General features: G+C 67.6%; 14 protein-coding genes and 2 pseudogenes. 5 read left to right on the top strand and 11 right to left on the bottom strand.

Annotation, left to right across the window (positions count from 1 at the left end; genetic code table 11):
- Positions 1–19 precede the first annotated feature (19 nt).
- The 5 genes from QC826_RS00225 to pyrC form a co-directional block, all read right to left on the bottom strand.
- Positions 20–148, bottom strand: coding sequence for a hypothetical protein (locus QC826_RS00225; protein ID WP_279763886.1), 129 nt, complete (start codon positions 146–148; stop codon positions 20–22).
- A complete protein-coding gene (locus tag QC826_RS00220; RefSeq protein ID WP_279763884.1) occupies positions 145–1,365 on the bottom strand; it encodes an MFS transporter in 1,221 nt (406 codons plus the stop codon). Before QC826_RS00220 ends, QC826_RS00225 begins: the two co-directional genes overlap by 4 nt.
- Positions 1,366–1,445: 80 nt before the next feature.
- On the bottom strand, positions 1,446–2,450 hold the full coding sequence (locus tag QC826_RS00215) for a Gfo/Idh/MocA family protein (protein WP_279763883.1): 1,005 nt from the start codon (positions 2,448–2,450) through the stop codon (positions 1,446–1,448).
- A 37-nt stretch (positions 2,451–2,487) separates the two neighbouring features.
- On the bottom strand, positions 2,488–3,300 hold the full coding sequence (locus QC826_RS00210; protein WP_279763882.1) for a DUF3025 domain-containing protein: 813 nt from the start codon (positions 3,298–3,300) through the stop codon (positions 2,488–2,490).
- 3 nt (positions 3,301–3,303) lie between these two features.
- Complete coding sequence (pyrC, locus tag QC826_RS00205) at positions 3,304–4,356, bottom strand: dihydroorotase (protein ID WP_279763881.1); 1,053 nt, start codon at positions 4,354–4,356, stop codon at positions 3,304–3,306.
- A gap of 128 nt (positions 4,357–4,484) precedes the next feature.
- Here pyrC and QC826_RS00200 point away from each other — a divergent pair, with 128 nt between their 5' ends.
- On the top strand, positions 4,485–4,727 hold the full coding sequence (locus tag QC826_RS00200) for a type II toxin-antitoxin system Phd/YefM family antitoxin (protein WP_093389169.1): 243 nt from the start codon (positions 4,485–4,487) through the stop codon (positions 4,725–4,727).
- 98 nt (positions 4,728–4,825) lie between these two features.
- On the opposite strand, the gene QC826_RS00195 is transcribed toward QC826_RS00200, so the two are convergent.
- From QC826_RS00195 to QC826_RS00180, 4 genes and pseudogenes are all read right to left on the bottom strand, one after another.
- Positions 4,826–5,518 (bottom strand): amino acid ABC transporter permease, encoded by a 693-nt coding sequence (locus tag QC826_RS00195; protein ID WP_279763880.1) that lies wholly within the window; start codon positions 5,516–5,518, stop codon positions 4,826–4,828.
- Entirely contained in the window at positions 5,518–6,252 is a 735-nt protein-coding gene (locus tag QC826_RS00190) for an amino acid ABC transporter permease (protein WP_279763878.1), read from the bottom strand. Before QC826_RS00190 ends, QC826_RS00195 begins: the two co-directional genes overlap by 1 nt.
- Before the next feature lie 23 nt (positions 6,253–6,275).
- Positions 6,276–7,232: an amino acid ABC transporter substrate-binding protein gene (locus tag QC826_RS00185; RefSeq protein ID WP_279763877.1), complete on the bottom strand. Its 957-nt coding sequence runs from the start codon at positions 7,230–7,232 to the stop codon at positions 6,276–6,278.
- Between the two features lie 137 nt (positions 7,233–7,369).
- Positions 7,370–8,096: pseudogene (locus QC826_RS00180) on the bottom strand (amino acid ABC transporter ATP-binding protein).
- Between the two features lie 285 nt (positions 8,097–8,381).
- Here QC826_RS00180 and QC826_RS00175 point away from each other — a divergent pair.
- Positions 8,382–9,641 carry a dicarboxylate/amino acid:cation symporter gene (locus tag QC826_RS00175; protein WP_279763876.1) on the top strand — a complete coding sequence of 420 codons (1,260 nt, stop codon included), beginning with the start codon at positions 8,382–8,384 and terminating at the stop codon, positions 9,639–9,641.
- A gap of 213 nt (positions 9,642–9,854) precedes the next feature.
- On the opposite strand, the gene QC826_RS00170 is transcribed toward QC826_RS00175, so the two are convergent.
- Positions 9,855–11,720 carry an ABCB family ABC transporter ATP-binding protein/permease gene (locus QC826_RS00170; protein ID WP_279766344.1) on the bottom strand — a complete coding sequence of 622 codons (1,866 nt, stop codon included), beginning with the start codon at positions 11,718–11,720 and terminating at the stop codon, positions 9,855–9,857.
- Between the two features lie 62 nt (positions 11,721–11,782).
- Here QC826_RS00170 and QC826_RS00165 point away from each other — a divergent pair, with 62 nt between their 5' ends.
- The 3 genes from QC826_RS00165 to QC826_RS00155 all read left to right on the top strand — a co-directional run bounded on the left by QC826_RS00165 (position 11,783) and on the right by QC826_RS00155 (position 14,263).
- Entirely contained in the window at positions 11,783–12,235 is a 453-nt protein-coding gene (locus QC826_RS00165) for an acyl-CoA thioesterase (protein ID WP_093389144.1), read from the top strand.
- A 78-nt stretch (positions 12,236–12,313) separates the two neighbouring features.
- Complete coding sequence (locus tag QC826_RS00160; protein WP_279763874.1) at positions 12,314–13,918, top strand: alkaline phosphatase D family protein; 1,605 nt, start codon at positions 12,314–12,316, stop codon at positions 13,916–13,918.
- A 69-nt stretch (positions 13,919–13,987) separates the two neighbouring features.
- The gene (locus QC826_RS00155) at positions 13,988–14,263 is read left to right on the top strand and encodes a hypothetical protein (protein WP_279763873.1); all 276 of its coding nucleotides are present in this window, start codon (positions 13,988–13,990) and stop codon (positions 14,261–14,263) included.
- Between the two features lie 69 nt (positions 14,264–14,332).
- On the opposite strand, the pseudogene QC826_RS00150 reads toward QC826_RS00155, so the two are convergent.
- Positions 14,333–16,002 (bottom strand): annotated as a pseudogene (locus tag QC826_RS00150) (long-chain-fatty-acid--CoA ligase).
- Between the last annotated feature and the right edge of the window lie 108 nt (positions 16,003–16,110).

Below are 16,110 nucleotides of genomic sequence, written 5' to 3'. Positions count from 1 at the left end.
AAACCGCTCCCCGCCGCCGCTAGAAGCACAGCGTGAAGCGGTTGGCCAGGTCGAACATGAAGTCCGGCCGCAGGTAGGCGAGGAACACCAGCGCCAGCACGGCGGCCAGCGCCAGCCGCAGCAACCAGCGTTTCAGCGGCGCGCTCATGCCGCCGCCAGCTCGCCCTTGCGCACCAGCGCGCGCTCGTCGATCGGCAGGTTGATCAGGCCGGCCATCACGCCGAGGCCGATGCTGATGGCCCACACCATGTCGTAGCTGCCCAACTTGGTGAACATGTAGCCGCCCAGCCAGACGCCGATGAAGCTGCCCACCTGGTGCGAGAAGAACACCACCCCGGCCAGCATCGACATGTGCTTGACGCCGAAGATGCCGGCGATGACGCCGTTGGTCAGCGGCACCGTCGACAGCCAGATCAAGCCCATCGCGGCGGCGAACAGGTACACCGACCAGGCGCTCAGCGGCGCCAGCAAGAACAGCGAGATCACCGCCGCGCGGATGAAGTAGATGGCCGACAGCAGGTAGCGCTTGGGCAGGCGCCCGCCCAGCTTGCCGGCCTGGTAGGAGCCGATGATGTTGAACAGGCCGATCAGCGCCAGCGCCGTCACGGCGACGCTGCCGTTGGCCAGGCCCTTGTCCTTCAGGTAGGCCGGCAGGTGCACGCCGATGAACACCAGCTGGAAGCCGCAGACGAAGTAGCCGGCCACCAGCAGCAGGAAGGAGCGGTTGCGCAGCGCCTCGCCCAGTGCGTGGCCGATGCTCTGCTGCGGGCCGTGGCCGTGCTGGTGCGCCGGCTCGCGCAGGAAGAAGGCCATCGGCACCATCGCCATGATCACCAGCGCGGCCAGCATGTAGAAGGCGGCCTGCCAGCCCATCTGCGAGATCATCTGCTGCTCGATCGGCATCATCAGGAACTGGCCGAAGGAGCCGGCCGCGCCGGAGATGCCGAAGGCCCAGGAGCGCTGCTGCGGCGTGGCGACGCGGCCGATGATGCCGCTGATCGCGCCGAAGGCGGTGCAGGCCAGCGCGAAGCCGATCAGCACGCCGGAGCCGAGCACGAACAGGGTGGCGTTGGTCACCAGCGCCATCCACACCAGGCCGGCCATGTAGGCCAGCGCGCCGACCAGCACCACGCGCATGGTGCCGAAGCGGTCGGCCGCCATGCCGGCGAAGGGGCCAAACACGCCCCACATCAGGTTTTGCACCGCCAGCGCCAGCGAGTAGGTCTCGCGGGTCCAGCCGTTGGCCTGGGAGATCGGCTGCATCCAGAAGCCGAAGCCGTGGCGCACGCCCATCGCCAGGGTGAGCACGAGGCCGCTGGCGAGCAGCACGGTTTTGAGCGACGGTGCGCGGTCGGAGGTGAACATGGTCTTCTTTCTGTCTCGGTGGTGGGCCCGTTCGGGCCCGGCCGGCGCCTAGTCGGGCGCTCTGCTTAGGTACTAAGGATTCAGCCGTCGTTGCGGTCGGCGCCGTAGCGCAGGCCGATCTGTTCGCGGATGGTGTCGAGCACGCCCATCAGCGCCAGCGTTTCGGCGTGCGGCATGATCGGGCTTTCGATCAGGCCGGCGCGCAGGCAGCGGCCCACCTCGATGGCCTCGTGGGCGTAGCCGTTGCCGCTGCGCGGCAGCACGATGCTGCGGCTGCTGCGCGCGGCGCCGCTGACCAAGGTCACCGAGATCTCCTCGGTGTTGTGGAAGCGGTCGTGCAGGCGCACGAAGCCCTTGCTGCCGGAGATGGTCAACTCGGTCGGCGTGCGCGCCAGCAGGCTGCAGCTGCAGGCCGACAGGCCGCCGCCCTCGTGGCGCAGCGAGAAGGCGGTCTGCACGTCGACGCCGGTCGGCCCCATCTGCGCCTGCGCCTGCACCGACTCGACGGCGCCGAGGAAGAAGGCGGCCATCGACAGCGGGTAGATGCCCAGGTCGAGCAGCGCGCCGCCGCCCAGCTCGGGGTTGAGCACGCGGTGCTCGGGCGCGAAGTCGGCGGCGAAGCCGAAGTCGGCGTTCACCTGCACCGCCCGGCCGATCTCGCCGCTGTCGACGATGCGCTTGGCCTCCCGCACGGCCGGCATGAAGCGGGTCCACATCGCCTCCATGACGAACAACTTCTTTTGCCGCGCCAGCGCGATGATGTCCTCGGCCTGCGGCCGGTTCATGGTGAAGGATTTTTCCACCAGCACGCCCTTGCCGCCGCGCAGGCAGAGCATGGCGTTGTCGTGGTGCATGGGGTGCGGCGTGGCGATGTAGACCACGTCGATGCCGGCGTCGTCGGCCAGCGCCTGGTAGCTGCCGTGGCTGCGCGCGGCGCCGAACTCGGCGGCGAAGGCGGCGGCGCCGTCGACGCTGCGCGAGGCCACCGCCGCCAACTCGGCGCCCGGGGTGTCCTTCAGCGCGCTGGCGAAGGCCTTGGCGATCTTGCCGGTTCCCAGAATACCCCAACGAATTGCCTGGCTCATGTTTGTGCGCTTTCTGCCGCTGCTGCGGCCTGTCGTGTCAATTCGCCGGCGCGCTCCGTTTTGGCCGGAACACGCTGGCGTCGTCGTAAAACGCCTGGTCCTGCGCCGGCCACCAGCCCGGCACGCCGAGCACCGGCAGCGGCGTGAAGTCGGCGGTGCTCAGGCCGCGCGCGGCCAGCTCGGCCGCCTCGCGCTGGTCGAGCCAGGCGCGGCGCGCCGTGTCGTCCAGCGCGAAGTAATCGTCGCCGGCGAACACCACGCGGGTGTGCGCGGTGATGGCTTTGCGCGGCGCCACCAGCTTTTCCATCAGCGCGTGGCCGAACAGCCAGAGCTGCGCGTCCACGTCGAAGCTGGCGCGCCGCTCGACGAAGGCCTCGCTCCAGCGGTGGCCGCGCAGCGCCTCGACCAGCTCGTGGCCGGCGGCGTTGTCGCGCGCCACGAGCAGGGCCGCGTTCTCGTCGTAGATGGTGGCGCCGTCGCGCGCCGGCCCGCGCGACTTGCCGACGCCGTCGCGGGCGATCTGCGCCGCCTGCAGGGCGTTCAGCTGCACCTTGATGCGCGGGAAGCTGAGCCACACCAGGCCGTTGAAGAAGTCGTGCAGGTTGTCGCGCGTCGGCACGCCGCCGGTGGCGCCGATGAAGGCCTCGTAGGCGGTGCCCTCGGGCAGCGCGCTTTGTGGCACGAAACGCAAGGGCAAGCCCTGATGATTACACAATTTCAGGGAAGCCGCTTGCAGGCAGAATTTGTCGATGAAGCGGTTGTCGATGAAGCCTTCGGCGCCGGCCGCCAGGGTGACGGCGGCGCGGATCGTGTCGTACCAGGGACGCGACCAGTCGATTGCGGCCAGCACCCCTTAGACCATTTTCCAGTTGATGGTTTCGCCGGCGTTGAGCGGCACCACCTGCTGGTCGGCCAGCGGCAGCGTGTCCGGCAGGGTCCAGGCCTCGCGCTTGAGGGTGATGCTGCCGGCGTTGCGCGCCAGGCCGTAGAAGGCCGGGCCGTGGAAGCTGGCGAAGGCCTCCAGCTTGTCGAGCGCGCCGGCGCGTTCGAAGGCTTCGGCGTACAGCTCCATGGCGTGCAGCGCGGTGTAGCAACCGGCGCAGCCGCAGGCGGCCTCCTTGGCGCCCTGGGCGTGCGGCGCCGAGTCGGTGCCGAGGAAGAAGCGCTCGTCGCCGCTGGTGGCGGCGGTCATCAGCGCCAGGCGGTGTTCCTCGCGCTTGAGCACCGGCAGGCAGTAGTAGTGCGGCCGGATGCCGCCCTTGAAGATCTCGTTGCGGTTGTACAGCAGGTGGTGGGCGGTGATGGTGGCGGCGATCGGGCCGTCGGCCTCGGCGACGTACTGCGCCGCGTCCTTGGTGGTGATGTGCTCGAAGACGATGTTGAGGGCCGGGAAGTCGCGGCGCAGCGGGCGCAGCACGCGCTCGATGAAGACCGCCTCGCGGTCGAACAGGTCGATGTCCGGGTCGGTCACCTCGCCGTGCACCAGGAAGGGCATGCCGACCTCCTGCATGGTCTCCAGCGTCTTGTAGCAGTTGGCCAGGTCGGTCACGCCGGCGTCGGAGTTGGTGGTGGCGCCGGCCGGGTACAGCTTGACGGCCTGCACGATGCCGCTCTCCTGGGCGCGCAGGATCTCGTCGGGCGGCGTGTTGTTGGTCAGATACAAAGTCATCAGCGGCTCGAAGGCCATGCCCGGCGGCAACGCGGCGAGGATGCGCTCGCGGTAGGCGGCGGCGGCGGCGGTGGTGGTGACCGGCGGCTTGAGGTTGGGCATGACGATGGCGCGGCCGAACTGGCGCGCGCTGTGCGGCAGCACGCTGGCCAGGGTGGCGCCGTCGCGCAGGTGCAGGTGCCAGTCGTCCGGGCGGGTGATGGTCAGGCTGCTGGGGATGGTATCGATATTGGACATGGCAGGCTCTCAATGGGCGGATGGCGCCATTTTACCCGTTGCGGCGGTCCGGATGTCGGCCGGGATCTGCGCAGCTGCTTGACATGACGTACATAAAAGCGTACTTTTTCCGCTTGATCGGAGGACTTATGGATACCATTTCTGCCAGTGCGGCGCGGGCGCGTCTGTATCACCTGATCGACGAAACAGCGGCCAGCCACACGCCCGTCACCATCACTGGCAAACGCAACAATGCCGTGTTGGTGTCCGCAGAAGACTGGGCGGCGATCCAGGAAACGCTGTACTTGCTCTCGGTTCCCGGCATGCGTGATTCGATTGTGGCTGCAAAAGCCGAACCACTTGAGGACAGCGACAAGGAGCTTGCTTGGTGAGCTGACAGCTGGTCTACGAGGTCTTTCCCGAGCAGCGAACCGTGCGTGTGCTGCGCATGTGGACTCACTACGAGTAAATCGACGCGCGAAGCCAACATTTAACGGATGATCGCCACGCGCCGCTGCAACTGCCTGGCCAGCCAGGACAGCAGGCAGCACAGCACGAAGTACACCACGGCGACGAAGACGTACATCTCGACCAGGCGGCCGTCGCGCTGCGCCACCTTGCTGGCGGCGCCGACGAAGTCGGGAATCGACAGCACGTACACCAGCGAGACGTCCTGGAACAGCACGATGGTCTGCGTCAGCAGCACCGGCAGCATGTTACGGAAGGCCTGCGGCAGCACGATGTGGCCCATGGCCTGCCAGTAGCCCATGCCCAGCGCCTGCGCCGCCAGCATCTGGCCGCGCGGGATGGCCTGGATGCCGCCGCGCATGATCTCGCAATAGTAGGCGGCCTGGAACAGGGTGAAGGTGATCAGCGCCGACCAGAAGGTGCCGACCTTGACCGGCTCGGCCGCGCCGACCAGCCAGGCGGCCAGGTACGGCACCAGGAAGTAGAACCAGAAGATCACCAGCACCAGCGGCACGGCGCGCACCAGGTTGACGTAGCCGGCGCAGAGCAGCGCCAGCGGCCGCCAGCCGGACAGGCGGCCCAGCGCCAGCAGGGTGCCCAGCGCGACGCCGCCCAGCATGGCCAGCGCGGTCAGCTGCAGGGTGAAGGCCATGCCGACCTGGAACAAATAGACCCAGGAGCGGGCGATGACGTCGAAGTCGAACTGGGCGAACATCAGCGCGCCCCGCCCATCGTGCCGGGCAGCGCCAGGCGGCGCTCCAGCACGTGCATCAGCCACACCACCAGCAGGTTGGCCACCACGTAGATCAGGGTGGCGGCGCTGAAGGCCTCGAACACCTGGAAGGAGAACTCCTGGATGGCGCGGGCGCTGGCGGTCAGCTCCATCAGGCCGATGGTCAGCGCCACCGAGCTGTTCTTGATGATGTTGAGGAACTCGCTGGCCAGCGGCGGCAGCACCACGCGCAGCGCCAGCGGCAGCAGCACGTGGCGGTAGGTCTGCGGCAGCGTCAGGCCGAGCGCCAGCCCGGCCAGGCGCTGGCCGCCGGACAGCGCCTCGATGCCGGCGGTGACCTGCACCGCCACCCGCGCCGAGGTGAAGAAGCCGAGGCAGATGACGGCGGTGACGAAGGGCGCGTTGGGCAGCGCCTTGAGCCAGTCGCCGCCGGCCGGCGGCAGCAGCTCGGGCATGACGAAGAACCAGAGGAACATCTGCACCAGCAGCGGCACGTTGCGGAACAGCTCGACATAGGCGCTGCCGAGCCGGCGCAGCCAGGGCGACGGCAGCGTGCGCAGGGTGCCGACGGCCAGCCCCAGCGCCAGCGCCATCAGCCAGGCCGTCAGCGAGGTGGCGACGGTCCAGCCCAGGCCGGACAGCAGGGTCTGCCAGTAGCTGTGCACACCGTCCGGCGACATCTCGCCGAAGATGGCCCAGTTCCAGTGGTAGTTCATCGGGCGCCGCGCCTAAGCTTCGGCTACTTCTTCTTGCTGGCGGCCTGCTGCGCCGGCGGCACCGCCGCGTAGGCGGCCGGGTCGGGCGAGTCGGTCGGCTTGGCGATCACCGCCTTCAACTGCGGCGGCATGGGGAAGTTCAGGTTGATGCCCTTCGGCGGGATGGGGCTGGTGAACCACTTGTTGTACAGCTTGACGTAGTCGTCGCCGCGGTAGAAGTAGCTCAGCGCGGCGTCGACCGCCTGCTTGAACTCGGGGTCGTCGCGCCGCAGCATGATGCCGTAGGGCTCGACCGACAGCGCCTCGCTGGTGATCTCGTAGTCGCCCGGGTTGCGCGAGGTGGCCACCTGGCTGGCCAGCAGGATGTCGTCGTTGGCCTCGGCGACGGCGCGGCCGGTCTCCATCATCAGGAACGATTCCGGGTGGTCCTTGCCGACCACGATGTTCAGGCCCAGCTGCTGCTCGTTGTTGAGGATGGTCATCTGCTTGAGCGTGGTGGTGCCGGCGGTGGCCACCAGGGTCTTGCCGCGCATGTCGGCCAGGCTGCGGATGCGCGAGGACTTCTTGGCCAGCAGGCGGTTGGCGATGACGAACATGGTCGGCGCGAAGGCCACCTGCTTCTGCCGCTCGGCGTTGTTGGTGGTCGAGCCGCATTCGAGGTCGATGGTGCCGTTGGCCATCAGCGGGATGCGGTTGGCCGAGGTGACCGGGTTCATCACCACCTTGATGCCGGTCAGGCCCAGTTGCTTCTGCAGCGCGACGACGACCTTCATGCACAGGTCGACCGAATAGCCCTGGTACTGCTGCTTGTCGTCGAGGTAGGAGAAGGGGATGGAGCCGTCGCGCACGCCCAGCGTGATGCTGCCGCTGCGCTTGATCTTGCCCAGGGTGCCGCCCGGTTCGGCCGCGCCGGCCTGGGTGGCGAGGGTGGCGGCGAGCACGCCGCCGGTCAGAACTGCAAGTAGTCTCGACAATGCCATGTTTCCTCCGTGAGCAGAAAAAATCAGGGACAACGAACCGACTCGGCCCGGCGCGCGCCGCATGCGCGCCGATGCGATAGTTTGCACTTTACTACGAATTGGCCACCTTGCGGCCGCTGTCGCGCTAGCGAAGCGGGCTAGTGGATGATGCGGGCGAGGAAGTCGCGGGCCCGTTCGGAACGGGCGCCGCCGAAGAACTCCTCCTTGGCGCAGTCCTCCAAGATCCTGCCCTGGTCCATGAAGACGACGCGGTTGGCCACCTTCTTGGCGAAGCCCATCTCGTGGGTCACCACCATCATCGTCATGCCCTCCTGGGCCAGGCCGACCATCACGTCGAGCACCTCGTTGATCATCTCCGGGTCGAGCGCCGAGGTGGGCTCGTCGAACAGCATGGCGATCGGGTCCATCGCCAGGGCGCGGGCGATGGCGACGCGCTGCTGCTGGCCGCCGGACAACTGGTTGGGGTACTTGTCCTGCTGCGCCAGCAGGCCGACCCGGTCGAGCAGCTTCAGGCCGCGCGCCGTGGCCTCGTCCTCCGTGCGGCCGAGCACCTTGACCTGGGCCAGCGTCAGGTTCTGCCGGATCGACAAATGGGGGAACAGCTCGAAGTTCTGGAACACCATGCCGATGCGGGCGCGCAGCGCCGGCAGGTCGGTGCCGGGCGCGCCGACCGAGACGCCGTCGACCGTGATGCTGCCCTGCTGGAAGGGTTCGAGCCCGTTGACGGTCTTGATCAGGGTCGACTTGCCCGAGCCGGAGGGGCCGCAAATGACCATCACGTCGCCCTTGGCGACGCTGGTGCTGCAGTCGTCGACGAACCTGGAACTGGCCGTACCACTTGCTGAGCTTGCTTATGTCGATCATCGGTCGAGTTTTATTTGAAGACGGGGCAAAAACGCCCCGGGAACCCGCATGGAAGCAGGGCCGCACGTGCTTGACAGCACCCTTGACCACAAGGATACTGCGGAACTTGCTAATAGTTTCATCAGTTTACAGGCCGTAACCAGGCTGGATCAAGGCGGTTTTCCCGCATGATACAGCCACTTTAAGGCGGAATTGACCCTATTTTGCCCGAGATTGCGCGGCGACAGGCGACCCCTGCCGCAACCAACGTCCAGAGAGACACTACCACAGGAACTTCATCATATTATGAAAAAACAAAACCGACTGACCACCTACATCCTGATCGGCCTGGCGCTGGGGATTATCGCCGGCTACGTCGCCAACACGGCGCTGGCCAACCCGGCGGCCTTCGCCGACACGATGTCGCTGGTGACGACGCTGTTCCTGCGTCTGATCAAGATGATCATCGCGCCGCTGGTGTTCTCCACCCTGGTGGTCGGCATCGCCCGCATGGGCGACGCCAGCGAAGTCGGCCGTATCGGCCTCAAGACCCTGGGCTGGTTCTTCATCGCCTCGCTGCTGTCGCTGACCCTCGGCCTGATCATGGTCAACCTGTTCCGTCCGGGCGACGCGCTGATGGGCCACCTGCCCACCACGGCCACGGCCACCGGCATCGTCACCAGCGGCCTGACCCTGAAGGAATTCATCACCCACCTGGTGCCGACCTCGATCATCGACGGCATGGGCAAGAACGAGATCCTGCAGATCGTCATCTTCTCGCTGTTCTTCGGCTCGGCCGCCGCCGCCGTCGGCGAGAAGGCCACGCCGATGGTCGACGCCCTCGACGGCGTCGCCCACGTCATGCTCAAGGTGACCGGCTATGTGATGAAGTTCGCCCCCCTCGCCGTGTTCGCCGCCGTCACCGGCACCATCGCCAAGAGCGGCCTGGCCGTGCTGTCGACCTACGGCGTGTTCATGGCCGAGTTCTACTTCAGCATCGGCCTGCTGTGGGCGCTGCTGATCGGCATCGGCTTCCTGTTCCTCGGCGCCCGCATCTTCAAGCTGGTCGCCGAAGTGCGCGAGCCGGTGCTGCTGGCCTTCTCGACGGCGTCGAGCGAGGCGGCCTATCCGAAGACCCTGGAAGGCCTGGAGCGTTTCGGCGTGCGCAACCGCATCGCCTCCTTCGTGCTGCCGATCGGCTACTCGTTCAACCTGGACGGCTCGATGATGTACTGCACCTTCGCCACCGTCTTCATCGCCCAGGCCTACGGCATCGAGATGTCGCTGGGCCAGCAGATGACCATGATGATGGTGCTGATGCTGACCTCGAAGGGCATGGCCGGCGTGCCGCGCGCCTCGCTGGTGGTGATCGCCGCCACCCTGAGCCAGTTCAACATCCCCGAGGCGGGCCTGGTGCTGCTGCTGGGCATCGACCACTTCCTCGACATGGCCCGCTCGGCCACCAACGTCATCGGCAACAGCATCGCCACCGCCGTCGTGGCCAAGTGGGAAGGCGAGCTGGTCGCCCCGATCGAGCGCGATCTGGCCGACGCGCCCCTGCCATAATTAATATCGCCATCGATATCGCTTGAACGAAACCGATATCCGTATCGGTATCAACAAAAAGGCTTCCCCCGGGAAGCCTTTTTGTTGTGGGGGCGGAGTTGGGTTCGCTGGCCGTTTGCCGGCGTGCCGCAACGCAGGCAAACCCCGCAGCGCAAAGCTGGGGTCAGACCCCGCATGGGGTCTGACCCCGGTTTGTCGGGGTTGCGGGCCAGTTCAGCCGGCGCCGACCAGGCCGAGCTCTCTGTCGCTCGGCGAGCCGCCCTCCTCGTCCGCCTTGGCCTGCTGGCGCTGCCACATCTGCGCGTACAGTCCATCCAGCGCCAGCAGCGACTGGTGGGTGCCGCGCTCGACGATGCGGCCGTGGTCGAGCACCAAAATCTGCTCGGCGTCGGCCACCGTCGACAGGCGGTGGGCGATCACCAGCGTGGTGCGGCTGCGGGCGATCTCCTTCAACTGCGCCTGGATGGCCTGCTCGGCCTTCGAGTCGAGCGCCGAGGTGGCCTCGTCGAAGATCAGGATGGCCGGATTCTTCAGCAGGGTGCGGGCGATCGCCACGCGCTGCTTCTCGCCGCCGGACAACTTCAGGCCGCGCTCGCCGACCATCGAGGCGTAGCCGTCCGGCAGGCTCTCGATGAAGTCGTGGATGGAGGCGGCCTTGGCCGCCGCGACGATCTGCTCCTTGCTGGCGCCCGGCTGGCCGTAGGCGATGTTGTATTCGATGGTGTCGTTGAACAGCACGGTGTCCTGCGGCACGATGCCGATGGCGTGGCGCAGCGAGTCCTGGGTCAGCGTGCGCAGGTCCTGGCCGTCGATGGTGATGCCGCCGCCGTTCACCTCGTAGAAGCGGAACAGCAGGCGCGACAAGGTCGACTTGCCCGAGCCGCTGTGGCCGACCACCGCCGTGGTGGTGCCGGCGGCGATGGTGAAGTCGACGTCGAACAGGATCTTGCGTTTGCTCTCGTAGCTGAAGTCGACGTGCTGGAAGCGCACCTGCGCGCCGTGGGTCAGCAGCGGACGGGCGTCGGGCGCGTCGGCGATCTCGCGGTTCTGGTCGAGCAGCGAGAACAGGCGCTCCATGTCGGCCAGGCTCTGCTTGATCTCGCGGTAGATCACACCGAGGAAGTTGAGCGGAATGTACAGCTGGATCATGAAGGTGTTGACCAGCACCAGGTCGCCCAAGGTCATCTTGCCGTCGATCACGCCCTGGGTGGCGCGCCACAGGATCAAGGTGACGGCCGTGGCGATGATCAGCGACTGCCCCGTGTTGAGCAGCGACAGCGAGGTCTGCGACTTGACCGCCGCCGTCTCGTAGCGCCGCAGGCCCTCGTCGTAGCGCTTGGCCTCGTAGTCCTCGTTGCCGAAATACTTCACCGTCTCGTAGTTGAGCAGCGAGTCGATGGCCTTGGTGCTGGCCTTCGAGTCGAGGTCGTTCATGGTGCGGCGGAAATGCGTGCGCCAGTCCGTCACGATGATGGTGAAGGCGATGTACAACACCAGCGCGCAGAAGGTGATGATCGAGAACCAGATGTCGTAGTGGGTCACCAGGTAGCCCAGCACCAGGGTGATCTCGACCAGGGTCGGCAGGATGTTGAACAGGGTGAAGGAGATCAGCGAGCTGACGCCGCGCGTGCCGCGCTCGATGTCGCGCGTCATGCCGCCGGTCTGGCGGTTCAGGTGGAAGCGCAGCGACAGCGCGTGCAGGTGGCGGAACACCTTGAGCGCGATGGTGCGCACGGCGCGCTGGGTGACGCGGGCGAAGAGGAACTCGCGCAGCTCGGTGAACACGGTGGTCGACAGGCGCAGCGCGCCATACGCCACCAGCGCCGCCAGCGGCAGCACCAGCAGCGCGCGCGGATGCTCGGGGCCGATGCTCATCTGGTCGATCAACTGCTTGAGCACCAGCGGCACGCCGACGTTGGCCAGCTTGGCGCCAACCAGGCACAGCAGCGCCGCCAGCACCCGCCACTTGTACACCCACAGGTAGGGGATCAGGGTTTTCAGGGTGGCCAGGTCGCTGCGTGGCGGTTTGCCTTTGGCATCGTTGTCGGGGGCGGGCGGGGAGTTCGGATAACGGCGCATGGCGGAGGTCGGCTTTTTATGGTTCAATCTCGCCAATTGTAGCCCTTCACGAGAAATCCAAGATGACCACCCCAGAAAATCCCGCCACCGCCGTCAACCGCGGCCTGCCTCCGGGCAAAATGCCCGAACTGCGCATGATGCCGGCGCCGTCCGACGCCAACGTTTACGGCGACGTGTTCGGCGGCTGGATCATGGCCCAGGTCGACATCGCCGGCTCGCTGCCGGCGACGCGCCGGGCGAATGGCCGCGTTGCCACCATTTCCGTCAACTCCTTCGTGTTCAAGCACCCGGTGTTCGTCGGCGACCTGCTGTCGTTTTATGCCGACATCGTCCGCGTCGGCAACACCTCGATCACCGTCAACGTCGAGGTGTACGCCGAGCGCAACCGTCTGCAGGCCTGCACCGTCAAGGTCACCGAGGCGACGCTGACCTATGTGGCCACCGGCCCCGACCGCAAGCCGCGCCAGGTTCCGCCGATCGAAAGCCTGCTCTCCGTGCCCGACCGCGCCGGATGAGTGCCGCCGCCGGCCGGGCCGCCGGCGCCAAGCCGGCCGCCCCGCATGGCGCGCGGTCGGCGCCGCGCCCCGGCTGAGATGGACACCGCGCCGCCGGACGCCCGCCGCCGCGCCTTCCTGGGCACGGCCGGCAAACTGGCCGCGCTGTCGGCCATGGCGGCGGCCGCCACGGCCGCCGCCATGGCCGACAGCGCCAGCAACAATTACCCGTTCAGCCTGGGCGTCGCCTCCGGCTCGCCGCTGCCCGACGCGGTGGTGATCTGGACCCGCATCCTGCCCCATTCCCCCTTGCAGTCGCTGACCGTGCCGGCGCCGGCGCTGGCCCTGTCGGTGCGCTGGGAGATGGCGCGCGACGAGGCCTTCCGCGACGTCGTCGCGCGCGGCGTGGCCAACGCCCTGCCCGAGCTGGCGCACAGCGTCCACGTCGACGTCGGCGGCCTGGCGCCGGCGCGCTGGTACTGGTATCGCTTCATGCTGGGCGACGCCGTCAGCCCGGTCGGCCGCACCCGCACGGCGCCGGCCGCCGACAGCCTGCCGGCGGCGCTGAAGCTGGCCGTGGCCTCCTGCCAACACTGGGAGTTCGGCTGCTACGGCGCGCACCGCCACATCGCCGCCGCCGCACCCGACCTGGTGGCCTTCCTCGGCGACTACATCTACGAGTGGGCCTACCGCAGCGAGCATCCGGCCAGCGCCCTGCGCAGCGACGAAAGCTTCACCCTAGCGCAGTACCGCGCCCGCTACGCCCAGTACAAAAGCGACCCCGACCTGCAGGCGGCCCACCTGGCCGCGCCCTGGGTGGTCACCTGGGACGACCACGAGGTGGCCAACGACTACGCCGCCGGGCGCGACGAGCGCCTGGCGCCCGACTTCGCCCGGCGCCGGGCGGCGGCCTACCAGGCCTTCTACGAGCACATGCCGCTCAGGCTGCCGGCGGCGCCCGCCGGCGGCTTCGGCGCGCTGCGCATCTACCAGCGCTACGACTGGGGCCGCCTGGCCCGCCTGCACCTGCTGGACGACCGCCAGTACCGTGCGCCGCAGGCCTGCACGCCGCCCGGGCGCGGCGGCGCGGACTCGGTCTACCGGCGCGCCTGCGCGGAACTGGCCGATCCGGCCCGCACCATGCTGGGCGACGAGCAACAACGCTGGCTGCGCCAGGGCCTGGCCTCCTCGCCGGCGCGCTGGAACATCCTGGCGCAGCAAACCCTGATGGCGCAGAACAGCCAGCTGCCCTTGCGCCAGGACGGCGACGGCCGCTTCTGGACCGACGGCTGGGACGGCTACCCGCAGGCGCGCCAGCGCCTGTACGACGCGCTGCAGAGCAGCCGGGCGGCCAACCCGCTGGTCTTGTCGGGCGACGTGCACAGCTTCTACGCGGCCAGCCTGCGCCGCCAGCCGGAACGCCCCGTGTCGGCGCGCAACCCGGTGCTGGCCAGCGAGTTCTGCGGCACCTCGGTCACCTCGCCGTCGCGGCCGCAGGCGCGCACCGAGCAATACCTGGCGATGAATCCCCAGTTGCACTACGGCCGCAGCGACAAGCGCGGCTTCATGCTGCTGCACATCACGCCGGCCAAGGCCACGACCTTGTTCCAGGCCCTGGACGAGGTGCGCGACCGGGCCTGCGGCGTGGGCACGCTGGCCAGCTTCGAGGTGCGCGACGGCGTGGCGGGCCCGGCCAGAATCTAACTTTCCGTCAAGCTTGAATTAGAGGCAAGCCGACCTATACTGCGTAAACCGCCCCCTCAGGAGAGTCCCATGTTGAAGGTCAGCAGTGATGTTGTCGCACAGGAACTCGACACCTATTTGCGGCGCGCCACGGCGCAAACGGTGGTGATCGAGCAGCCCGCAGGCGAGCCGGTGGTCATGTTGGCGATGAGCGAGTTCCAACGCCTGCAGCAGGTCGACGAGGCGCACTGGGCCGCCTGCGCGCGCCTGGCCAACACGGAAGGCTATCTCGACCACGAGCACGAGGTGCGCCGCCGCCTGGCCGCCGCCTTGAACGAAAAACGGCTCAGCCACATCAGCGACTGAGCCGTTCCCGGCCGGCGCCCGCGGGCGCCGGTGGTGGACGCCGCGCGGGCGTCCCCTTGTCGCGGCCGCCTAGGCCGCTTTCTTTTCGTCGCGCAACTGGCGGCGCAGGATCTTGCCGACGTTGGTCTTCGGCAGCTCGTCGCGGAACTCGATGTACTTCGGCTTCTTGTAGGCGGTCAACTCGTGCTTGCAATAGTCGAGCAGCTCCTCGGCGGTCAGCGCCGGGTTCTTGCGCACCACGAACAGCTTGACGGCCTCGCCCGAGTTCTTGTCCGGCACGCCGATGCAGGCCACCTCCAGCACGCCCGGGTGGGCGGCGATGACGCCCTCGATCTCGTTCGGGTAGACGTTGAAGCCGGACACCAGAATCATGTCCTTCTTGCGGTCGACGATGCGGGTGTAGCCGCGCTCGTCCATGATGCCGACGTCGCCGGTCTTGAAGTAGCCGTCCGGCGTCATCGACTTGGCGGTCTCGTCGTCGCGCTGCCAGTAGCCGGCCATCACCTGCGGGCCGCGCACGGCGATCTCGCCGGCCTGGCCCAGCGGCACCGGCTGGCCGTCGTCGTCGAGGATCAGGATCTCGGTCGAGGGGATGGGCAGGCCGATGGTGCCGGTGAACTCCTTGATGTCGACGCGGTTGGCGGTGGCCACCGGCGAGGTCTCGGACATGCCGTAGCCCTCGATGATCGGGGTGCCGGTCAGCTTGAGCCAGCGGTCGGCCACGGCCTGTTGCACCGCCATGCCGCCGCCGTTGCACACCTGGTAGCTGGCGAAGTCGAGCTTGGCGAAGTCGGCGTTGTTGAGCAGCGCGTTGTACAGCGTGTTGACGGCCGGGAAGACGCTGACCTTGTACTTGGCCAGCTCCTTGACGAAGCCGGGGATGTCGCGCGGATTCGGGACCAGCAGGTTCATGCCGCCCAGGCGCATGCCCATGAAGGCGCTGATGGTCAGCGAGTAGATGTGGTACAGCGGCAGCGCGCAGACGAACACCAGCTGCTCCTGCTGCGTCTGCATCTGCAGCCAGGCCTCGTTCTGCAGCACGTTGGCGATGATGTTACGGTGCAGCAGCACGGCGCCCTTGGAGACGCCGGTGGTGCCGCCGGTGTATTGCAGGAAGGCGATGTCGTCGTGGCCCAGCTTGACCGGCTTGAGCGTCAGCGCGGCGCCCTCGGCCATGACCTTCTTGAACGAGACGGCCGTCGGCAGCGAGAAGTCGGGCACCATCTTCTTGACCTTGCGCACCACGAAGTTGACGATGGCGCCCTTCAGGCCGCCCAGCATGTCGCCCATGTTGGCGACGATCACGTGCTTGACCTTGGTCGCGGCCAGCACCTGTTGCACGGTGACGGCGAAGTTCTCCAGCACGATGATGGCCTCGGCGCCCGAGTCGTTCAACTGGTGCTGCAGCTCGCGCGGCGTGTACAACGGGTTGACGTTGACCACGGTGTAGCCGGCGCGCAGGATGGCCGCCATCGCCACCGGATACTGCAGCACGTTGGGCAGCATGATCGCCACCCGCGCGCCCTGCGCCAGGCCTTGGCCTGCAGCCAGGCGCCCATCTGCTGCGACATGCGGTCGAGCTCGCCGAAGGTGAGGAACTTGTCCATGCAGACGTAGGCGTTGCGATCGGCGTATTTGCGGAAGCTCTCTTCCATCATGTGCGTCACCGAGCGGTACTGCGTGCTGTCGATTTCCGCCGGAACGCCTTCGGGGTACGACTTCAGCCAAATCTTGTCCATCACTTGCCTCATCTTTCACGGATAGGCGCGGCCGGTGCGACCGGGGGCGCCAGTTCATTGTCATGCGCAATAAAAAAACCGCCTGACCGGCAGGCGGTGGGCCTGGCC

It is taken from the genome of Rugamonas sp. DEMB1 (genome assembly GCF_029834475.1).
GTDB classification, from domain to species: domain Bacteria; phylum Pseudomonadota; class Gammaproteobacteria; order Burkholderiales; family Burkholderiaceae_D; genus Rugamonas; species Rugamonas rubra.
Note: the sequence above shows the minus strand (reverse complement) of the source record. Positions and strands in the feature narration are given on the sequence as shown.

Coding starts and splice junctions, on each gene's coding strand:
- QC826_RS00225 (WP_279763886.1), bottom strand. CDS start 148: ATGAGCGCGCCGCTGAAACGCTGGTTGCTGCGGCTGGCGCTGGCCGCC.
- QC826_RS00220 (WP_279763884.1), bottom strand. CDS start 1,365: ATGTTCACCTCCGACCGCGCACCGTCGCTCAAAACCGTGCTGCTCGCC.
- QC826_RS00215 (WP_279763883.1), bottom strand. CDS start 2,450: ATGAGCCAGGCAATTCGTTGGGGTATTCTGGGAACCGGCAAGATCGCC.
- pyrC (WP_279763881.1), bottom strand. CDS start 4,356: ATGTCCAATATCGATACCATCCCCAGCAGCCTGACCATCACCCGCCCG.
- QC826_RS00200 (WP_093389169.1), top strand. CDS start 4,485: ATGGATACCATTTCTGCCAGTGCGGCGCGGGCGCGTCTGTATCACCTG.
- QC826_RS00195 (WP_279763880.1), bottom strand. CDS start 5,518: ATGTTCGCCCAGTTCGACTTCGACGTCATCGCCCGCTCCTGGGTCTAT.
- QC826_RS00190 (WP_279763878.1), bottom strand. CDS start 6,252: ATGAACTACCACTGGAACTGGGCCATCTTCGGCGAGATGTCGCCGGAC.
- QC826_RS00185 (WP_279763877.1), bottom strand. CDS start 7,232: ATGGCATTGTCGAGACTACTTGCAGTTCTGACCGGCGGCGTGCTCGCC.
- QC826_RS00175 (WP_279763876.1), top strand. CDS start 8,382: ATGAAAAAACAAAACCGACTGACCACCTACATCCTGATCGGCCTGGCG.
- QC826_RS00170 (WP_279766344.1), bottom strand. CDS start 11,720: ATGCGCCGTTATCCGAACTCCCCGCCCGCCCCCGACAACGATGCCAAA.
- QC826_RS00165 (WP_093389144.1), top strand. CDS start 11,783: ATGACCACCCCAGAAAATCCCGCCACCGCCGTCAACCGCGGCCTGCCT.
- QC826_RS00160 (WP_279763874.1), top strand. CDS start 12,314: ATGGACACCGCGCCGCCGGACGCCCGCCGCCGCGCCTTCCTGGGCACG.
- QC826_RS00155 (WP_279763873.1), top strand. CDS start 13,988: ATGTTGAAGGTCAGCAGTGATGTTGTCGCACAGGAACTCGACACCTAT.